We start from the raw sequence: 18,170 nt of genomic DNA, 5'->3' as shown, positions 1-18,170 counted from the left end.
TCGCGTGAAAAAGCTAACCACTATTCTTGCCTGGGGATTAAAAAAACTCTGGCTGGTACTGGCTGTTCTGCTGGTACTGTTTGCCGTGCTGCTCAGCGCCATGCGCTATGCACTGCCTCATCTTGAGCAAAAAAAAGCTCTGCTGGAAGAATATGTTAGCGAGCGTTATGGCGTAGCTTTAACTATTGGCAGTTTGCAGGCAGACTGGCAAAAAACCGGACCAGCCATGGTCCTAAAGCAGGTTAGCCTGAAACAAAGCGCCAGCTCCCCTGTGGGGTTGGATATCAGAACCATCGATATTGAACTGGATTTTTGGCGCTCGCTAACGCACCGGCAGCTTTCCTCTAACCAGTTTACATTATCAGGTTTGCAGTTAGCGCTGGATGCCGACCGGCTTACCGGGGGCGCTGACAGCGATTTCCCCGTACTAGACGCGCTGAAAAGTTTGTTTCTGGAGCAACTGGAAAACTTCTCGGTAACCGACAGCACCCTTAGTATTACCCAGGAAGGCCAAACGCAGGTAGTTGATATCAGTGCGCTACGCTGGTTAAACAGTCGCGGCCATCATCAGGGGCAGGGAGCGTTTCAGGTCCGCGAGCTGGCGAATAACTCTGCCTCTTTCATTATTGACTTAGACGGTGGCAAAGATAATCTGCATGGAGTGTTGTACGCCAAGGCGGAAGATCTGGATATCTCGCCCTGGGTCAGCGGCCTGATTAAAACCCGCCGGCCTTTAAACGAAAGCCGGGCTAACCTTGAACTCTGGGCCGAGGTGGAAAACAGCACTATCAGCGCTTTATTTACCCAGCTACATGACAGCCATCTGGAATGGGGCGGAGAAGACGAAGTCAGCGTTAGTACCAGCATCCGCAGCGGTACCTTACAGGCCTTACCCGTAGGCCAGCAATGGCAATTCAGGCTTGATGAACTGGTGGTTGAGTCTAATGACCAAAGCCTTACCACAGATTTAGTTGGCCGGATGCAGCCGGGTCGTGAAATCGTGCTTAACACAATGAAGCCTACCCCGGTAAACCCCTTTTTGGTGTTGTTACCGCTATTCACCAGCGACACCGCTGATGATGATGTGCGGGAGCTTAACCCCCAGGGTGAGCTATCGACACTGCAATTACAAATCAAACCCAAAGGGGTAGCGTTAAGCGCTAAACTGGTGGATGTGAGCTGGCAGCAATTCGGTAATATACCCGGCGTTGATGCCCTGGATATCGGCATCAATTGGTCAAAGTCTGCCGGGGTAATTAATATCGCGGCCAGGGAAGGGCAAATTCATGCCGACAATCTGCTTTCGCAGAACCTCGCCCTGGATACCTTACGCGCTAAGCTTTTTGTGTACCCGCAGCAACAAACTGATGGCAGTACGCATATGATGCTTGCCAGTGATAATCTTCAGTTACAAACCAATTTGTTTGGTATGCAGCAAAGTTTTCGGTTCGACCTGTTTGACCGAGAGCTGTCTTTGATGACCACCATTGATGACTTACCTGTGGCTACTATTCCCTCTTTGTTACCGGGCAGTTTAATGGGCGCAGACACCGCGGCCTATCTGACCAGGGCATTATCCACCGAAGGCCAGAACGGTCAGATTAGCCACGCTCGAATAATGTGGCAGGGCCAGCTTGCTGATTATCCGTTTACCCGCCAACAAGGGGTGTTTCAGGCTGGTCTGTCGGTCACCGATAGCCAATTTTCATTCGCTTCGGGCTGGCCGGCGCTAGATCAGGCCGACCTTGCCTTATTGTTCGAAAACAAGGGGTTAACGATTACCGGAACGCAGGCGAAATTAAATGGCGTCAATTTTAAAAACCTGACCGCAACCATTGCCCAGCTGGAGCCTAGTGCGCATTTGATCATTCATGCCGATGGGCAGGGAAGCGCCGCGCAATTAACCGACTTAATGGTAAACAGCACATTAGCCGATTCCCTGGGAATGGTACTGGATGAACAGGTCCAAATCAGTGGTGACCTGCAAGCCTCGTTGAAGCTGGATATTCCTTTAAATAGTCCCGACGTAGTGGCTTCTGGCAGTGCCTTATTGACGGGTAATAAGGTCTATATCAATAGCCTGGGAATGACGCTGGAGGAGGCGGCCGGAGAGGTACGTTTTATCAATGAAAATATTAATACCGACCACTTTACCGCCCAGCTGCTAGGCCAGCCAGTTAACCTTGATGTCACCGGCGGTAAGCACAACGATGAATATAGAGTAGATGTTGGTTTACAGGGCAACTGGTCGATAGCCCCCCTGTTAGCGCGGATTAACCCTGAATTTACCCAGTATGTTAAAGGCCATAGCGAGTGGCAGGCCAACGTGGCGCTGCAACTTCCTACCAGTGGATTTAGCTACAGTGCCAGTATTACCTCACAGTTGGCGGGCATTGCCTCATCGCTACCGCCACCGCTGAATAAGTCTGCCACCCAGATAGAGCGGTTCGCTATTACCAGCCAGGGTAATCAGAAAGCCTCGACTATCCGTGCTGTGCTTGGGCAGGAAGTGGCTTTTGACGGCATTTTGCCGCATTCAGAAATGCAATTTTCGCGGGCCCATCTGGCCTTGGGAGACAGTGATTTCAGCGGCCTTGGGGTCGGATTTAGCGTATCGGCAAACCTGCCGCAGGTATCGATGACCGACTGGTACCAAACGGTGCAGTTAATTATTGATGGAACGGGCGCGCCAGATGATAGCAATACCCCAGCCAGTACCGAACGTCATATTACTGAACCCAGGCAACCGGCGCTGTTCAGCGTGCCAGAGCGTATCTTTGTTAATACTGATAAGCTGATTATTGCCGGGCAAACGCTAACAGACGTTGATATTACTGCTAAACAAACTAACAATAACTGGTTTGTGGACATCGACTCGAGCGAAGCGCGCGCTAAAGTAAACCTGTATGAGCAGTGGCTTACCCAGGGTATTGAAGTGGATGCGGATTATATTAACCTGGTTAGTTGGCAGCCCACGGATGAAACCGTTGATGAGCCATCGCAACCCAAAGCGGGGACGAGCCCGAATAGCCTGGCCTCGTCAAACCCACCGTGGGATGCCCAAACCTTACCGCCAATCTACTTTCATTGCCGCCAGTGCACTTTCATGGGTAAACAGCTCGGTGAAGTAACGCTGGATGTTGCCAAAAGCGCTGAAGGTATGTCCATTCAGCAGTTTCAGTCGGTAACCCCGCACAGTAAACTCAACGCTACCGGCGAATGGTTGATGAGTAGTAACCGGACGCACATTGAAGGCAACATTGATAGCAATGATGTGGGGACGCTGCTTAAAGATCTTGGCGTAAACTCAGGAATCAAAGACTCCGCGGCGGCGGTAAGCTTCAATTTACACTGGGCCAACTCGCCCATGGATTTCGCGCTGGCCGGGGTTAATGGCGACGTCGACTGGCGCCTGACCGATGGCTACCTAAGTGAGCTGAGTGACAAAGGCTCACGGATTTTCACCTTATTTAGCCTGAACTCGCTGGTACGCAAATTGAGCCTGGATTTTCGTGATGTATTCGCGAAGGGGTTTTTCTATGACGATATGCGCGGTACCCTGAACATACATGATGGTAAGGCTGCCACGGACGATACTATTATCGATGGCGGGGCCGGTGAAATTGTGATTAAAGGCTATACCGATTTGGTTGCACAGCAGTTAAATTACAACGTGGCGTTCACCCCTAATGTTACTGGCAACTTACCTATTTTGGTATATTTTCTTGCTACGCCGCCCACGGCTTTGGCCGCTTTGGCGCTGGATCAGGTTTTAACCTCTGCCAAAGTTATATCCAATGTTAATTATAAAGTGACCGGCACCTTAAGCGAACCCAAGTTTGAAGAGATGGGCAGAGACAGCAAAGATATTCAGTTACCGGCGCGCCAAACGTCGCCGGACCCCGACCCAGGGCTAACGCAGCCTGATTTGGAAAGACTTAATCTGGAGGTGCAACATGGTAAATCTGGTAGCCGTGCAAATGACGTCGGCGCCTGATGTTGAGGCAAATTTACGCTTTGTAGACGAGCAACTCGCTGCACTTGATACCAGCGAACCCACCCTGGTGGTATTGCCCGAGTGTTTTGCCAGTTTTGGTACCCGGGACCGCGCCTTGCTAGACCTCGCTGAACCGCGTTATTCCGGCACAATTGGCCAGGCAATGCAGGCTATGGCAAAACAATACGGCGTGTACCTGGTCAGTGGCACATTTCCTTTACAGGGCGACAGCGAAGATAAGTTTACGGCCTCCTGCCTGCTGGTAGGCCCCGATGGCAACATCATTGATGAATATCAGAAAATTCATTTATTTGATGTAGCGGTGAACGATAATACGGGAAGCTACAAAGAATCGACCTATACCCAGCCCGGCAATCGAGTTGTCGTATGCGACACACCATTGGGCCGCATTGGGCTTGCAGTGTGTTATGATGTGCGTTTTACCGGCTTGTTTGATGCTATGGGCGATATCGATATTCTGGTATTGCCAGCGGCCTTTACCCGTTTTACCGGCGATGCCCACTGGCACACGCTGGTGCGGGCCAGAGCCATCGAAAAACAATGTTTTGTGGTGGCAGCCAATCAAACCGGCGATCATGCCAATCAACGGCAGACCTTTGGTCACAGTGTTATCTATTCAGGCTGGGGCGAATCACTGGCAGAACTTCCGGTAGCGACCGGTACAGTCAGTGCCAGTGTAGATATTTCGTCCCGCAACGAGCTGAAGCAGAATATGCCTGTTGCCCAACATAACCAATTCAGGAGCGATTTTGTCAAATAACGTAGCAAGGCACTTACTGACTGACTCGGGGCTTGAAATCTCCTCGCTGGAACAAGCGCTGGGACAAATTCACCGTCACGACACCGATTATGCAGACCTTTATTTTCAGTCCAGTCAGCATGAAAGCTGGGTGTTGGAAGATGGTATTATTAAAGAAGGCAGCTACAACATAGAACGTGGTGTAGGTGTGCGGGCCATTAGTGGCGAAAAAACCGGCTTTGCTTACTCAGATGAAATCAGCCCGGCGGCCCTTGATAAAGCATGTAAAGCGGCCCGGACTATCGCGCCGGCAGGGGGAACGCATCAGGTTCGCGGCCTGAGCCAGGGTAGCTATCCGACGCGTTATGAACAGGATAACCCTATCCTGGGTATGGCTGAAGCAGAAAAAGTAGCTTTACTCAAAGCAGTAGATGCTTATGTCAGGAAGCAGGAACCGGGTATTAACCAGGTGGTAGTGAGCCTGACCGGCGTATATGAAGAAGTGCTGGTCGCGGCGTCTGATGGCACCCTGGCCACCGATGTACGCCCATTGGTGCGCTTAAATTGTTCCGTATTGTTGGAAAGTGGCGATCGCCGTGAGCGCGGTGGCGCCGGCGCCGGCGGACGGCACACTTATAGCTTTTTTAGCAGTGACGAAAATGGCCGGCCTGTCTATGAGCAACTTGCTGACGATGCTCTACATATGGCGCGCGTTAATATGCAAGCCATTGCTTCACCGGCAGGCACAATGCCGGTGGTATTGGGGAGCGGCTGGCCAGGCGTCTTGTTGCATGAAGCTGTAGGCCATGGTCTTGAAGGCGACTTCAACCGTAAAGGTGCCTCTACGTTTAGTGGCAAAATGGGCCAGCAAGTCGCCGCGAAAGGCGTAACAGTGGTAGATGATGGCACCATGCAAGACCGCCGAGGCTCGTTGTCAGTAGACGATGAAGGAACGCCAACCCAGCGCAATGTACTGATAGAAGATGGTGTGCTGACCGGGTACATGCAGGATAAAATGAATGCGCGATTGATGGGGGTTAAACCGACCGGTAATGGCCGCCGTGAATCGTATGCACATTTGCCCATGCCACGAATGACCAATACCTATATGCTGGGCGGCCAGTATGATCCCCAGGAAATTATTAAAACCATTGACCGTGGTATCTATGCCCCCAATTTTGCAGGTGGCCAGGTGGATATTACGTCTGGTAAATTTGTCTTTTCCAGTGCTGAAGCCTACTTAATAGAAAACGGCAAAATTACTGCGCCAGTCAAAGGGGCTACCCTGATTGGTAATGGCCCTGAGGTCATGCAGAAAATCTCAATGATTGGTAACGATGTTGCGTTAGACCGAGGCGTTGGGGTGTGTGGTAAAGACGGCCAGTCGGTGCCAGTAGGCGTAGGCCAGCCTACCCTTAAAATTGATGAGTTGACTGTTGGCGGCACGGCCTGATAGCCGCGACCGTCCTTAAGTGCACATTGTGATACAAAAAAACCCGCCAGCAGGCGGGTTTTTTAATAGTCAGTATTCTTTCGGTATCCTTGGTGTAGCACGTTGCCATAGGATTACCGGCGGGCTGGTTCAGGGCGTTTGAATAACGTCTTTTAAATACTGAAACAACTCACGGTACGCTTTAGGTGGGCCGTTTTTCTCCCGCTCTTTACGTATTTGGCGTTCGTACTGGCGCAGCTTTTGCCGATCCAGATCGGGGTAGTGTTCAATTAAAGCCTGAATCGCTTCATCGCCCTGGGCGATGATATCTTCCCGGGCTTTTTCCAACAAATGAAACGCGGCATTCCCCGTTTGATGTTGATGAGTAAGAATAGCTAAGGCGTGATTAATGGCAGTGACATCACGCTGGCGTAACAGTTTACCGATAAATTGCAGTTGTCGGCGGTAGCCATCTTTTTTCCGGTTAATTGCCCGGCCCAGCATGACCGCTTCCTCAAGCTCTTCATCCATCGGAATAGTGGCAAGATGGGCCGGGGTCAGTTTAACCAGCTCTTCGCCAAGCTTTTGCATTTGCGCAGACTGACGCTTGAGTTCCGTTTTGCTTAGCGGCTCTGCACTGTCATTAGTGTCGGTATCTTCAAAGTAAGAATCTTCCGGGGAATGATGCTTGTGGTCGCTCATTTGAGTCTCATAAGTGTTACACTGTTAATACTTCTAATTGTGACACACATAACTGGGATAGCGAAACTGACTATGCAAATTGAACAGCAAATCGCAGAGATTCAAAACGTGGTAGACGATGTACTGAAAATGGCGGTAGGCAAAGGTGCTACCCAGGCCGAAGCCAGTATGTCGAAAGTGCAGGGCATTGCTGTGTCATCCCGAATGAAAGAAGTAGAAAATGTTGAGTTTACTAACGACGGTGGTTTAGGTATCAGCGTATATGTGGGTAAACACAAAGGTAGCGCCTCGACGGCTGACCTGAGTACGCAAGCCCTTGCGCTAACCGTAGAAAAAGCCATTGATATCGCCCGGTACACCAGTGAAGATCCTTGTACCGGCCTGGCTGATGAACAGCTGATGGCTACCGAATTCCCTGATTTAGAGCTTTATCATCCGCAAGATCTTGACCCCCAGCATGCGATGCGGGTGGCTATAGATGCAGAAACGGCCGCCCTCGAATACGATCCCCGTATCGTAAATTCCGACGGTGCCAGTTATAACGCTAATCTGGGCATGCGGGTATACGGCAATACGCATGGTATCAATGCCGGCTATCCAAGCAGCCGTTATAGCCTAAGTTGTATGATGATTGGTGCGCAGGGCGACGATATGCAGCGCGATTATGCCTATACTGTCAGCCGCAAGCCAGATGGGCTCAAAGCTGCCGCGGAAGTTGGCCGTGAAGCCTCAGAAGCCACAGTATCCCGGCTGGGTGCACAAAAAATAAATACAGCAAATGTACCGGTATTGCTACACAAAGATGTGGCATCTTCGCTGTTTGGCCACTACGTTAGTGCCATCAGTGGCGGAAGCCTGTATCGGCGTTCTAGCTTTTTGCTGGATAAGCTGGGCGAACAAATATTTCCTGAATGGCTGAATATTGAAGAAAAGCCTCGCTTAAAAGGCGGCCTGGCCAGCTCTAATTTTGATGCAGAAGGGGTGGTTACCCGCGATCTGAACGTGGTAGAGAATGGCCGGCTGGCGCATTATTTGTTTACCACTTACTCTTCCAGAAAAATGGGCACCACTTCCACCGGACACGCTGGTGGCATCCATAACTGGATTATCGGGGATACCGGCCACTCAGATGCAGATTTGCTACAGGAGATGGGTACAGGGCTATTGGTTACCGAATTAATGGGCCAGGGTGTAAGTGTCGTCACCGGCGATTATTCACGTGGCGCGGCGGGCTTCTGGGTTGAAAATGGCATAATCCAATACCCGGTACATGAGATTACTATTGCGGGTAATTTAAAGCAAATGTACGCCAATATCCGCGCTATCGGGCGCGAGCGCGATGTCCGCGGCGGGGTCCAAACCGGTTCCGTACTTATCGATAATATGAAAATAGCCGGTAATTAACGGCTAACCTTCAGGGCCAAGCGGGGCCGATGAAAGTAAACCGCAACGCAAAAAAAAACGCAGCCATAAGCTGCGTTTTTTGTATTTAATAGAACCAGGTACGCTGACGTACTCGTCCTACAGCGTTTAGCTGTCTACTGAACCACAGAAGCGGTAGCCTTCGCCGTGGATAGTGACAATCAACTCTTCATCACTGGGATCAGACTCGAAATGCTTACGAATACGACGGATGGTAACATCCACTGTACGGTCATTAGGGCGTAACTCACGGCCGGTCATTTCCATTATCAGCTGTTCGCGCGTTAAAATCTTGCCAGGGTTGCTTAAGAACAGGTGCAGCGCTCTAAATTCACTTCGCGGCAGGCGGAACTCTTTGCCACTGGGTGAAATCAGTGAGCGGCTATCACCGTCCAGCGTCCAGCCATTGAAGCTAACACGGCTTGGTAAATCATCGTCTTCAGCAGTATTGGTGGTTCGCGTTAGCAGGTTGCGCGCGCGAATTGTCAATTCCCGAGGGTTAAACGGCTTAGTCAGATAATCATCCGCGCCTATCTCAAGGCCTAAAATACGGTCAACGTCGTTATCACGGCCAGTTAGGAATATCAGACCTACATTTTTGCGGTCACGAACTTCTCGAGCCAGAATCAGGCCATTTTTCCCCGGAAGGTTAATGTCCATTATGACCAGATTGATGGAGTGGTTCTCGAAAAAGTCATGCATTTGATCGCCATTTTCGGCTTCAAAAACGTTATAGCCTTCAGCTTCGAACAAGCTTTTCAAGGTGGTACGAGTTACCACTTCATCTTCTACAATTAATACATTTGGCGTCTGCATGGTGTTTCACACTCTTCTTACAATCGGTTTAAGCAATCTTCTGGTTAAAGTTTATTCTTAGTAACAATGTTTGCAAGTCAATAACGAATAAATACTGACCTACGGTATAAGGATTTGTAACTAAATTACAAGGGTTGGACCCCGGTTAATTTAAGGAATTTCCTGATTTAACACTTTCGACAGGGAAAACGATAATAAATTCAACTCCGTGTCCTTCTTCACTGGAAACAGAGATAGAACCGTTTAAAGCCTGGGTAACTAAATTGTATACAAGATGCATGCCCAAACCTGAGCCACCTTGTCCGCGTTTTGTTGTTACGAAGGGGTCAAAAATACGTTTTCGTATTTCCGCGGGGATTCCCTGTCCGTTGTCCCGGTATACAATTTTAAGCGTCTGGACTGAAATCAAATCAGCCTCGATATCAATAGTTCCGCTGTCCACGTCTTCAAAGCCATGCACTACGGAGTTGATGATCAGATTGATCAAAACTTGATTGATCGGGCCAGCCTTTGTTTCAACGATTAAGGTAGGGTCGCATTTTACGTTGATATTATGCCGATGTTTTTTTAATCGCGGCTTAAGTGACAATAGTATCTCATTAATTAGCTGTGAAACGCAAAAGGTTCGGACGCTTTCACTGCCCTGATCTACCGCAACTTGCTTAAAACTGGAAATAAGCTCGGCAGCGCGGTTTAAATTTCGGTAAATAATGTTCAGGTTTTCCTGACTCTCACTTAAAAAACGGTCTAACGAACTGGCCTTAAGCGTTTTGGCGTCAAAATCTTTTTGCACCTGGGCCAGCCGGTCTAGGATCATAGTGGATGCGGTTACCCCTAAGCCGATAGGGGTATTTACCTCGTGCGCTACCCCGGCCACCATATCGCCCAGGGAGGCCATTTTTTCGTTTTCAATAATCTGGCGCTGATATTGGTGTAGTTTTTCCAGCGTATTGATAAGTTCATGGTTGGCATCTTTTAGAGCCAGCGTACGCTGGTTGACCATTTCTTCCAGACTGCTGTTCAGCTCCCGGTGTTGCTGTTCGGTGACCCGTTGCTTTTGGACATAATCCTGCATCCGTTCCAGTAAAATATTTACCGCATCACCTAACATGTTCAGTTCGGTTACATTGCCAATACTTACGCGGGCCGAATAATCTTTTTGGCGTGCCGTACGGCGCAAATATTCAGCCAATGACTCAATCGGGCCCACCAATATGTGTTGTAAACGCAATGCCAGCACAAAGGTCAGTATCATCATGACAAACATAACGCCTAAATTAAGCAATATAGACTGACCGACCAGCTGATTAAACTTAGCCGCTGATGCACTAACATAAATATAGCCTACATATTGGCTGTCATACACTACCTGCCGAGATACCTCGACGGTGTTGTCGTTAATGACTGGTTTATCAAGCAGGTTAAGCTCGGGCTGGCTAAAGGTGGCGGTGGTGGTACCGTTTTTATTGTAACTGGCAAGAAAGCTCAGCGCGTTGTCCTGATAGGGGTTGTACCAGTAGGCGTGTACATGCTTAACCATAGCCGCCTTGCGGGCGCTATCAAGCGTGGCTGCCGTAGCTTCTACATCACCTAGGGCAATGTTCTGGCGGGCGTTATCGGCTATTACCTCGGCCAGCATTATCACGGTATCTTCCAAGTCGGTGCGGTAAGAGGAAATTTGCAGGTACATAGATAAGCCGGAAGAAAGTACCAGCGTGATGGTAGCGATGGCCATAATGACCCAAAGAAACAGGCTGCGTATAGATAGCCGGGCCGCTGAATCTGTCATGCGATAGGGTTACCGTATTTGATAGTAAGCAGTGTCCATAGTGGAATGCCCTGCACGGGCTACATGCGTAGTACTTCAGCGTACGGGCCTCTTATGTGAGGCCGCACGCTGCTGATGCTATTGCTCAGCCAGCATTTGCTGGTATAAGGCCAGATAATGTTTAGCAGCGCTTTGCCAGGTGAAACGAGTACGCATTCCACGCTGCTGCATTTCACGAAAACGCACCGGATGCTCATAATAGAATAGCAGGGCACGGCGTATACAGGCTAATAACCCTTCCGGCGAAGGTAGAGTAAACACAAATCCGCTGGCCTGGGCCGGAGCGTCTTTTGGATCGATAACCGTATCTTTAAGCCCGCCCACAGCCCGCACTACCGGAATAGTGCCATAAGCCAGACTGTACATCTGATTCAGCCCGCACGGTTCAAATTGCGACGGCATCAAAAAGAAGTCGGCTCCCGCTTCCACCAAGTGAGCATGCTCGCTACTGAAACCATTGATAAAAGCAAACTGGTCTGGATGATTTTGCGCATATTCGCCCAAATCCATACAGACTTCAGGATCGCCGGTGCCCACAATGACTAACTGTACATTGTGGTCCATCAGCTCATCCAAAATAGGCAGCAAGTAACCAAACCCTTTTTGTTCCGTCAACCGGCATACCATTCCCAACAAGGGGGTAGCTGGCTTATCGGGTAATCCTGATTTCAGCTGTAATGCTTGCTTACAGTGGCGCTTAGGATGCAAGTTCTCAACATCGTAATTTTCGGGTAAAAACGCATCGGTGGCCGGATTCCATTGGGTATAGTCACAGCCATTTAAAATGCCTACCAGATCATGTTGGCGGGTCACCAGTCGGTCATGTAAACCATGGCTACCCAAATCAGTTAACAGTTCCTGGGCATAGTTGGGGCTAACGGTGGTGATTTTGTCGGCAAACTCAATACCGGTTTGCAGCATGTTAATGTAGCCACCATGGACTTGCGATAGTATTGCGGGGTGGTGTCGTAAATAGGGAATATCTTCGAGCTTATTCACGCCCTGAAAAGCGGCATTATGTATAGTGAACACCGACTTTACATCAGTAAAATCACCGCTGCGGTCCGTTTTAAGTAAAAACGGTAGCATTGCTGTGTGCCAGTCGTGGCAATGGAGAATATCTGGCTGTAACGCCAGCGCCTGCATTACCATAATACTGGCGCCACAGAAAAAGCTGAAACGTTCGCCATTATCGGGGAACGCCTCGTACGTGCTGCTGTATAAGCCATCACGGTCGAAATAAGCCGGATAATCCACAAAGTAGATGTCAATATCGTTCCAGCTTAGCTGGCGAATATCGAAATGATAGACATTACTTTCGGCAAACAAAGTTTGTTGAGTGCAGGCCGAAGCAAGCTTAAACTGCTGAGCAATACTGCGGTAATAAGGCATGATAATGCCCACGTCGTGACCCGCTTCTTTAAGCGCCAGCGGCAGGGCTTTACCCACATCTGCCAGGCCACCCGTTTTCACCAGCTCTTCAACTTCTGATATAGCAAAGATAATCTTCACAACGAGAAACCTCTACAATAAATCATTTTCATGCCAACGAATTGTGTTGTTCTGCATGTTTGAACCGCCGGTTGCCCTACGGTGAGTATGTACCTGCCGCCCGCTTATGCTCTTTGCATCCTAACGTAAGCCGTCAGGGTAGCGCCAAATACACCGAAAATTGCGTGGTCTGCGCCAGCGGCCGTACCTGAGTAAATTGTTCAGCTAACAGACCTGGGTAGGGGAGAAAGCGATTAGCTACCATATACAAAGTGCCGGACTTTTCCAATACACGTCTGCTGTCGCTGATAAATCGTTTAGTCACACTATAGTCTGTTTTTACGCCGGTATGAAATGGTGGATTGGTCACAATATGATTAAACCGGGTATTTACACCGTGCAATCCATTAGCCGCAATCAGCTGACCGGTTTGGTCATTAGCCGCCATGGTGCGAGCGGCGCAATAAAGGGCCAGCGCGCTCACATCAAGCATGGTGACATTCAGGTGTGGGTATTGTTTGGTTAAAAATGTACCAATTACGCCTGCGCCACAGGCAAAATCCAGCACATTATTGCGTAACGAGGAAGGCAGCTTTGCTAACAGTAAGTGGGTGCCTTTATCTAACTCGGCGTGGCTGAATACGCCAGGCATGGAAACCACATTCCACTCGCACCCGTCCACGGTATAAGTGTGCTGCTCAAGCCAATCAACTGGATTAAACCCGACATTGTGGTTAACGTGTGTCGTAAGCAGGCTACAGTGACGTGCCGAGTCAACCTTTTCAGTTGAGCCGTACTTATCGGTTAGTTTAGCCGCGCTTTTTATACCGCCTTTGTTCTCGCCAACCAAGTGGATACGTCCTTCAGGTAGCAGTACACTACCTGCCATTTGTAATAGCAGGGACAAATGGGCCTTGGCTTTAGGCATGTATATCAAAATGTCGGTAAACCGCGGCGCGCCAGTAACGAACGGCGAAAACACATGCGTATGCTGGCTAACCGTTTGGGTAAGTTCAAACCCTGTGGCGTGCTGAACAATATCCCGGCTATCAAAGGTATGCGAGGTGGTTATTTTGGCACTTTCACAGAAAATATCGAAATACTGATGCAATACCGTGAGCGGGCGATGGGCCAGCTGGTCAGTAAAATAGGCATCTGCCGGATTAACGATTAACCAATCGCCCTGTTCAAACAGGTCGAGATTGCGTTCCAGTAACTGGCTTTGAGCACTTAGCATTATTCAGTCCGTTGGTAAATAAGATCCCATACACCATGGCCCAGCTTCTGGCCGCGCACTTCAAATTTAGTGATAGGGCGATAATCAGGTCGGGGAACATAGTCGCCATCCTGGGCGGTGTTCTGGTAACCTGCGGCGGCATTCATCACTTCAGCCATATACTGAGCGTAATTTTCCCAGTCTGTCGCCATATGAAAATGGCCACCTATGGCCAGCTTGCTGCGTACGGTTTGGGCAAAGTCAGCCTGCACTATGCGACGTTTATGGTGACGCTTTTTATGCCAGGGATCAGGGAAGTACAATTGTAAGCGGCTGAGGCTTTCCGGAGCCAGCATATTATTAAGCACTTCAACCGCATCATGTTCCATCACCCGCAAGTTAGTCAGGCCACGTTCACCGGCTTCAGATAACGCTGCACCCACCCCAGGGCGGTGAACCTCAATACCAATAAAATCCTGGTCCGGGGCATTCGCTGCCATTTCAACCAATGACTTACCCATACCAAATCCGATTTCCAGGACTACTGGCGCGCGGCGTCCAAATACCTGTTCCAGGTCCAGCAATTCGCCGCTGTACTCGATACCCATTGTGGGCCAGAAGTCTTCTAGCGCTTTAGCCTGGCCTTTGGTCAGGCGACCTTCACGCTTAACAAAGCTTTTTACCTTGCTGATGTACACACCCGCGGCAGCAGCTTCCTGTTCGTTTTTGTATTGACCCATAATGAACGCAACTTGGCTAATATAAATAATTGGCCGCATTATCCAAACCTGACACAAACAATGCAAGACTTAGCATAGACAACCCGACATGGAATCCGTGTAAACGGCTGTACGTAACGTTTTCTCAGGCAGTCAGAATTTGCTTAAGGTAACCGGCCATATCTTCCGGGCGTTCCAACAGCATCATATGAGCGGCATCTTCCACGCTATACAATGTGCAGTTATGCAAGTTAGGTGCAATCGCACTTAGTAAGTCATAACGGGCGATAGCGTCCTGGCGTGCGGCGATGAGGTTTACCGCAAAACTGGCTTGTCTGAGCTCAGGCACCATATCAGGACGAGGCGTAGTGCTTTGGGTGTGCGCCAGCAAGGTACTTGCGCCTAAGTCGTCAGCCATTTGGGTCATAACACCGGCAACCTGGGGGGCCTCAATAAAATCAGGGTGAACAAAACGGTTAATATAGGCCGGGTTCTGGGGAGTAAACTGGCCCTTGTTGAGCATAGTTACCAGCTGACTTCGCTGTTTTATCTCCTGACTACCCAAGCCTTCAGGGTTGTATCCAATCAGTGTCAGCGAGGCTACTTTTTCAGGATACCTGAGGGCCCACAGTGCCGCAATATAGCCGCCCATGGAATACCCTACCAGGTGTACTTTTTGTTGGTTATCTGCCCGGTCGCCGGTAAGTGCCAGCATATCGTCAAGGCTAGTGGCCCATTGCAGCGGAACATAACGCCGGTCGGTTAGCGGCAATAAACGCCATACCGGCAGCCATATCCGTTCATCACATAAAGTACCTGGTAAAAATAAAACTGGTGCGTGAGTCACGCGCCCTCCGTTATTCCTGACACATTTGGCAGGCATGATATCATAGCCGCCTGCTTTTAAGACTTTACAGATACGCTTTAATGACAGTGACATTCGCTAACAAAGTGCTGGCCTGGTATGACAGGCACGGCCGTAAACATTTGCCATGGCAGCAAAATACAACACCCTACCGGGTGTGGATTTCAGAAATTATGCTCCAGCAAACTCAGGTGACTACCGTCATTCCTTACTACGAGCGCTTTATGCAGCGTTTTGCTGACATTCAAACCCTCGCTGCCGCGCCGGTAGATGATGTATTGCACCATTGGACAGGGCTTGGCTACTATGCCCGGGCGCGTAATCTACACAAAGCGGCTAAGCAGATTATGACCCAGTACAATGGAGAGTTTCCACAAAGCTTAGATGAGGTCACCAGCCTACCGGGGATCGGGCGTTCAACGGCGGGGGCCATATTGTCGCTCGCCTGTGGTCAACGTCATGCCATTTTAGATGGCAATGTTAAACGGGTACTAGCCCGCTACTACGCCATCAGCGGCTGGCCAGGCCAAAAAGCCGTTGAAAGCACCTTATGGGACTATGCCGCCGCCAATACGCCCGACCAACGTTGCCATCACTATACCCAGGCTATGATGGACTTAGGCGCAATGGTCTGCACCCGTAGCAAACCTGATTGCGACGCGTGCCCGCTGCAAGAGGGCTGCCTGGCTTACGCCCAGGGCCGGCAAAGTGAGTTTCCCGGGAAAAAGCCGAAAAAGATACTGCCGGTTAAACAGGTCAATATGATAGTGATTCTGGCTGCGGGCCAGTTATATCTGATTCAGCGCCCGCCCACCGGGTTATGGGGCGGCTTATATGGCTTCATCGAAACCGAGAACAACGCCACGGCTATTGCTCAGCAATGGCAGTTGACAGGGTATACCGTGCAAACGTTGGAAGCGTTCCGGCATACCTTTAGCCATTTTCATCTGGATATTTCGCCTCAGGTGATAATAACCGATAGAATACCGGCCAGTCAGGTAGAAGAAAGTCGTACTGCGAAGTGGTTTCATTTGTATGAACCTATTGAAGTTGGACTGGCCGCACCCACCACTAAGATAATTGATCAAATTCAGCGTATGCTGTGATTTGCTAACCGAAAAAATTAAGAAGGAATGCGCCATGAGCAGAACTGTACATTGCCAGCGTTTAGATAAAGAAGCCGAAGGCCTCGATTTTCAGTTATACCCTGGAGAGCTGGGCAAACGAATTTATGACAATATTTCTAAAGAAGCGTGGGCCGACTGGCAAAAAAAGCAAACAATGTTGATTAACGAAAATAAGCTTAATATGATGGAGCCTAATGCGCGTAAGTTTTTAGAAGAAAAAATGACAGCGTATTTATTTGAAGGCCAGGAACCGTCGATCGAAGGTTATGTTCCGCCTGAAAAATAAGCAACTTAGCGTTATTTGAACAGAATCTGTGCAAACAGAAAAAACTTTTAAAAAAACGGTTGACTTGAAGCCCGGAAATCCGTTTAATGCACACCCACAGCGAGACAGGCAGTAAACGCCCAAACGCTAAAAGATTTTGCCTCGATAGCTCAGTTGGTAGAGCAGCGGATTGAAAATCCGCGTGTCCCTGGTTCGATCCCGGGTCGAGGCACCATTATTCAACAGGCCCTGCAAGCAATTGCGGGGCTTTTTGTATCTGCCAGCCAGTCCCGAGTTTCCAAATAAATCCGGTTTCCAAAAACTATTTAGAAGGCTTTACCTGTACTAGCTCAGACCTGATCTGACAGTTACCCGTTTCACGGTGCCAGTGTCAGATTAGCTTTGAGCTAAGTTCTTCTCAGCCCAAATCTGCTTCCCATCGGTTAATGTTTCCATTGGCGTTCTGCCGCAGCACATTTTGCCCTGATGAGTCCTTCCATTGTTGTAGTATTCCAGCCACTCGTCCAGATCTTTCTGTAATGCTTCCAGCGAGTCATAGAGCTTTTTGCGGAAGGTGACCTGATAGAATTCATTCAGGATGGTTTTGTGGAATCGCTCACAGATCCCATTGGTTTGCGGATGTCGCGCCTTGGTTTTTGTGTGGTCGATATCGTTGATGGCTAAGTAGAGCTGATAATCATGCTGTTCCACTTTGCCACAATATTCTGTGCCCCTGTCTGTCAGAATCCGCAGCATGGGCAGCTCCTGAGCCTCAAAGAACGGCAACACTCTGTCGTTGAGGATGTCGGCCGAGGTGATTGGCGTTTTGGTCGTGTAGAGCTTGGCGAACGCAATTTTACTGTAGGTATCAACGAAGGTTTGCTGGTAAATGCGGCCGACACCTTTGAGGTTGCCGACGTAGAAGGTATCTTGCGAGCCTAGATAGCCGGGATGGTGTGTTTCAATCTCACCGCAGGCCTCATCATCCTGCTTTTTCTTCTCAAGCGCGGCAACCTGCTCATCGGTCAAAATGATGCCTTCGCTTTCAACTTTGGCTTCCAGTGCGGCAAGTCGCTTTTTGAAGTTTTCCAGATTATGTCTGAGCCATATCGAGCGAACACCGCTGCCTGAAACGAACACGCCTGCTTTACGCAGCTCATTACTTGTTCTGGCTTGACCGTGAGCGGGAAACTCAATGGCGTGAGCTATGACAGCTTGTTCGGTCTGCTCATCGACCCTGTTCTTGAGATTAGGTGTGCGTCTTGAACGGTTAATCAGCGAATCAACACCGCCTTCTTCAACCAACTCCTGATACCGATAAAACGTGTCACGAGACACGCCCATCACTTTGCAGGCCTTCGATACATTGCCCAGCTCTTCAGCCAGATTTAACAGTCCTGCTTTGTGTTTGATGATTGGATTGCTAGTATGCAACATGAGAGTTACCTATTTTGTTTTGATTAAAGATTCGACACCTTTATCAAAACGGGTAACTCTCATCTTTTCAAGAAGAAGTGTCAGATTAAGTCG

General features: G+C 49.4%; 14 protein-coding genes and 1 tRNA gene. 7 read left to right on the top strand and 8 right to left on the bottom strand.

Features of this window, described 5'->3' with window-relative positions; all coding sequences use genetic code 11:
- The first annotated feature begins 4 nt into the window (after positions 1 to 4).
- The 3 genes from D0Y50_RS18165 to tldD are packed head-to-tail and all read left to right on the top strand — an operon-like array spanning position 5 to position 6,210.
- The gene (locus tag D0Y50_RS18165; protein ID WP_117318338.1) at positions 5 to 3,997 is read left to right on the top strand and encodes a YhdP family protein; all 3,993 of its coding nucleotides are present in this window, start codon (positions 5 to 7) and stop codon (positions 3,995 to 3,997) included.
- On the top strand, positions 3,957 to 4,778 hold the full coding sequence (locus tag D0Y50_RS18160) for a carbon-nitrogen hydrolase family protein (RefSeq protein ID WP_117318336.1): 822 nt from the start codon (positions 3,957 to 3,959) through the stop codon (positions 4,776 to 4,778). Before D0Y50_RS18165 ends, D0Y50_RS18160 begins: the two co-directional genes overlap by 41 nt.
- Positions 4,768 to 6,210, top strand: coding sequence for a metalloprotease TldD (tldD, locus tag D0Y50_RS18155; RefSeq protein WP_108566714.1), 1,443 nt, complete (start codon positions 4,768 to 4,770; stop codon positions 6,208 to 6,210). Before D0Y50_RS18160 ends, tldD begins: the two co-directional genes overlap by 11 nt.
- A gap of 129 nt (positions 6,211 to 6,339) precedes the next feature.
- Here the strand turns inward: tldD and yjgA are convergent, their stop codons facing one another.
- Positions 6,340 to 6,891, bottom strand: coding sequence for a ribosome biogenesis factor YjgA (gene yjgA / locus D0Y50_RS18150; RefSeq protein ID WP_108566715.1), 552 nt, complete (start codon positions 6,889 to 6,891; stop codon positions 6,340 to 6,342).
- 72 nt (positions 6,892 to 6,963) lie between these two features.
- Here yjgA and pmbA point away from each other — a divergent pair, with 72 nt between their 5' ends.
- Positions 6,964 to 8,295, top strand: coding sequence for a metalloprotease PmbA (gene pmbA, locus D0Y50_RS18145; RefSeq protein WP_117318334.1), 1,332 nt, complete (start codon positions 6,964 to 6,966; stop codon positions 8,293 to 8,295).
- Positions 8,296 to 8,421: 126 nt separating this feature from the next.
- Here the strand turns inward: pmbA and arcA are convergent, their stop codons facing one another.
- The 6 genes from arcA to D0Y50_RS18115 form a co-directional block, all read right to left on the bottom strand.
- A complete protein-coding gene (gene arcA, locus D0Y50_RS18140) occupies positions 8,422 to 9,129 on the bottom strand; it encodes a two-component system response regulator ArcA (RefSeq protein WP_108566717.1) in 708 nt (235 codons plus the stop codon).
- A gap of 145 nt (positions 9,130 to 9,274) precedes the next feature.
- Positions 9,275 to 10,918, bottom strand: a complete 1,644-nt coding sequence (locus D0Y50_RS18135; RefSeq protein ID WP_117318332.1) for a sensor histidine kinase — start codon at positions 10,916 to 10,918, stop codon at positions 9,275 to 9,277.
- Positions 10,919 to 11,035: 117 nt separating this feature from the next.
- On the bottom strand, positions 11,036 to 12,469 hold the full coding sequence (gene glgA, locus D0Y50_RS18130) for a glycogen synthase GlgA (RefSeq protein WP_108566719.1): 1,434 nt from the start codon (positions 12,467 to 12,469) through the stop codon (positions 11,036 to 11,038).
- A 133-nt stretch (positions 12,470 to 12,602) separates the two neighbouring features.
- The gene (locus D0Y50_RS18125) at positions 12,603 to 13,685 is read right to left on the bottom strand and encodes a methyltransferase (protein ID WP_232366307.1); all 1,083 of its coding nucleotides are present in this window, start codon (positions 13,683 to 13,685) and stop codon (positions 12,603 to 12,605) included.
- Positions 13,685 to 14,404: a tRNA (guanosine(46)-N7)-methyltransferase TrmB gene (gene trmB / locus D0Y50_RS18120; protein ID WP_108566841.1), complete on the bottom strand. Its 720-nt coding sequence runs from the start codon at positions 14,402 to 14,404 to the stop codon at positions 13,685 to 13,687. Before trmB ends, D0Y50_RS18125 begins: the two co-directional genes overlap by 1 nt.
- A 124-nt stretch (positions 14,405 to 14,528) precedes the next feature.
- Positions 14,529 to 15,230 (bottom strand): alpha/beta fold hydrolase, encoded by a 702-nt coding sequence (locus D0Y50_RS18115; protein ID WP_232366306.1) that lies wholly within the window; start codon positions 15,228 to 15,230, stop codon positions 14,529 to 14,531.
- A gap of 80 nt (positions 15,231 to 15,310) precedes the next feature.
- Between D0Y50_RS18115 and mutY the strand changes: the two genes are divergently transcribed.
- From mutY to D0Y50_RS18100, 3 genes are all read left to right on the top strand, one after another.
- Positions 15,311 to 16,354, top strand: a complete 1,044-nt coding sequence (gene mutY / locus D0Y50_RS18110; protein ID WP_117318328.1) for an A/G-specific adenine glycosylase — start codon at positions 15,311 to 15,313, stop codon at positions 16,352 to 16,354.
- A 34-nt stretch (positions 16,355 to 16,388) separates the two neighbouring features.
- Positions 16,389 to 16,661, top strand: a complete 273-nt coding sequence (locus D0Y50_RS18105) for an oxidative damage protection protein (protein WP_108566722.1) — start codon at positions 16,389 to 16,391, stop codon at positions 16,659 to 16,661.
- A 138-nt stretch (positions 16,662 to 16,799) separates the two neighbouring features.
- Positions 16,800 to 16,875 (top strand) — tRNA-Phe (locus D0Y50_RS18100).
- A gap of 161 nt (positions 16,876 to 17,036) precedes the next feature.
- Here the strand turns inward: D0Y50_RS18100 and D0Y50_RS18095 are convergent.
- The gene (locus tag D0Y50_RS18095) at positions 17,037 to 18,077 is read right to left on the bottom strand and encodes an IS481 family transposase (RefSeq protein WP_117315792.1); all 1,041 of its coding nucleotides are present in this window, start codon (positions 18,075 to 18,077) and stop codon (positions 17,037 to 17,039) included.
- Positions 18,078 to 18,170: the final 93 nt, after the last annotated feature.

The organism is Salinimonas sediminis, from assembly GCF_003429285.1.
GTDB lineage: Bacteria > Pseudomonadota > Gammaproteobacteria > Enterobacterales > Alteromonadaceae > Alteromonas > Alteromonas indica.
Note: the sequence above shows the minus strand (reverse complement) of the source record. Positions and strands in the feature narration are given on the sequence as shown.

Excerpts from the sequence above, each read along its gene's own strand:
- D0Y50_RS18160 (WP_117318336.1), top strand. The coding sequence starts at position 3,957 with ATGGTAAATCTGGTAGCCGTGCAAATGACGTCGGCGCCTGATGTTGAG.
- yjgA (WP_108566715.1), bottom strand. The coding sequence starts at position 6,891 with ATGAGCGACCACAAGCATCATTCCCCGGAAGATTCTTACTTTGAAGAT.
- pmbA (WP_117318334.1), top strand. The coding sequence starts at position 6,964 with ATGCAAATTGAACAGCAAATCGCAGAGATTCAAAACGTGGTAGACGAT.
- arcA (WP_108566717.1), bottom strand. The coding sequence starts at position 9,129 with ATGCAGACGCCAAATGTATTAATTGTAGAAGATGAAGTGGTAACTCGT.
- D0Y50_RS18135 (WP_117318332.1), bottom strand. The coding sequence starts at position 10,918 with ATGACAGATTCAGCGGCCCGGCTATCTATACGCAGCCTGTTTCTTTGG.
- D0Y50_RS18125 (WP_232366307.1), bottom strand. The coding sequence starts at position 13,685 with ATGCTAAGTGCTCAAAGCCAGTTACTGGAACGCAATCTCGACCTGTTT.
- trmB (WP_108566841.1), bottom strand. The coding sequence starts at position 14,404 with ATGGGTCAATACAAAAACGAACAGGAAGCTGCTGCCGCGGGTGTGTAC.
- mutY (WP_117318328.1), top strand. The coding sequence starts at position 15,311 with ATGACAGTGACATTCGCTAACAAAGTGCTGGCCTGGTATGACAGGCAC.
- D0Y50_RS18105 (WP_108566722.1), top strand. The coding sequence starts at position 16,389 with ATGAGCAGAACTGTACATTGCCAGCGTTTAGATAAAGAAGCCGAAGGC.
- D0Y50_RS18095 (WP_117315792.1), bottom strand. The coding sequence starts at position 18,077 with ATGTTGCATACTAGCAATCCAATCATCAAACACAAAGCAGGACTGTTA.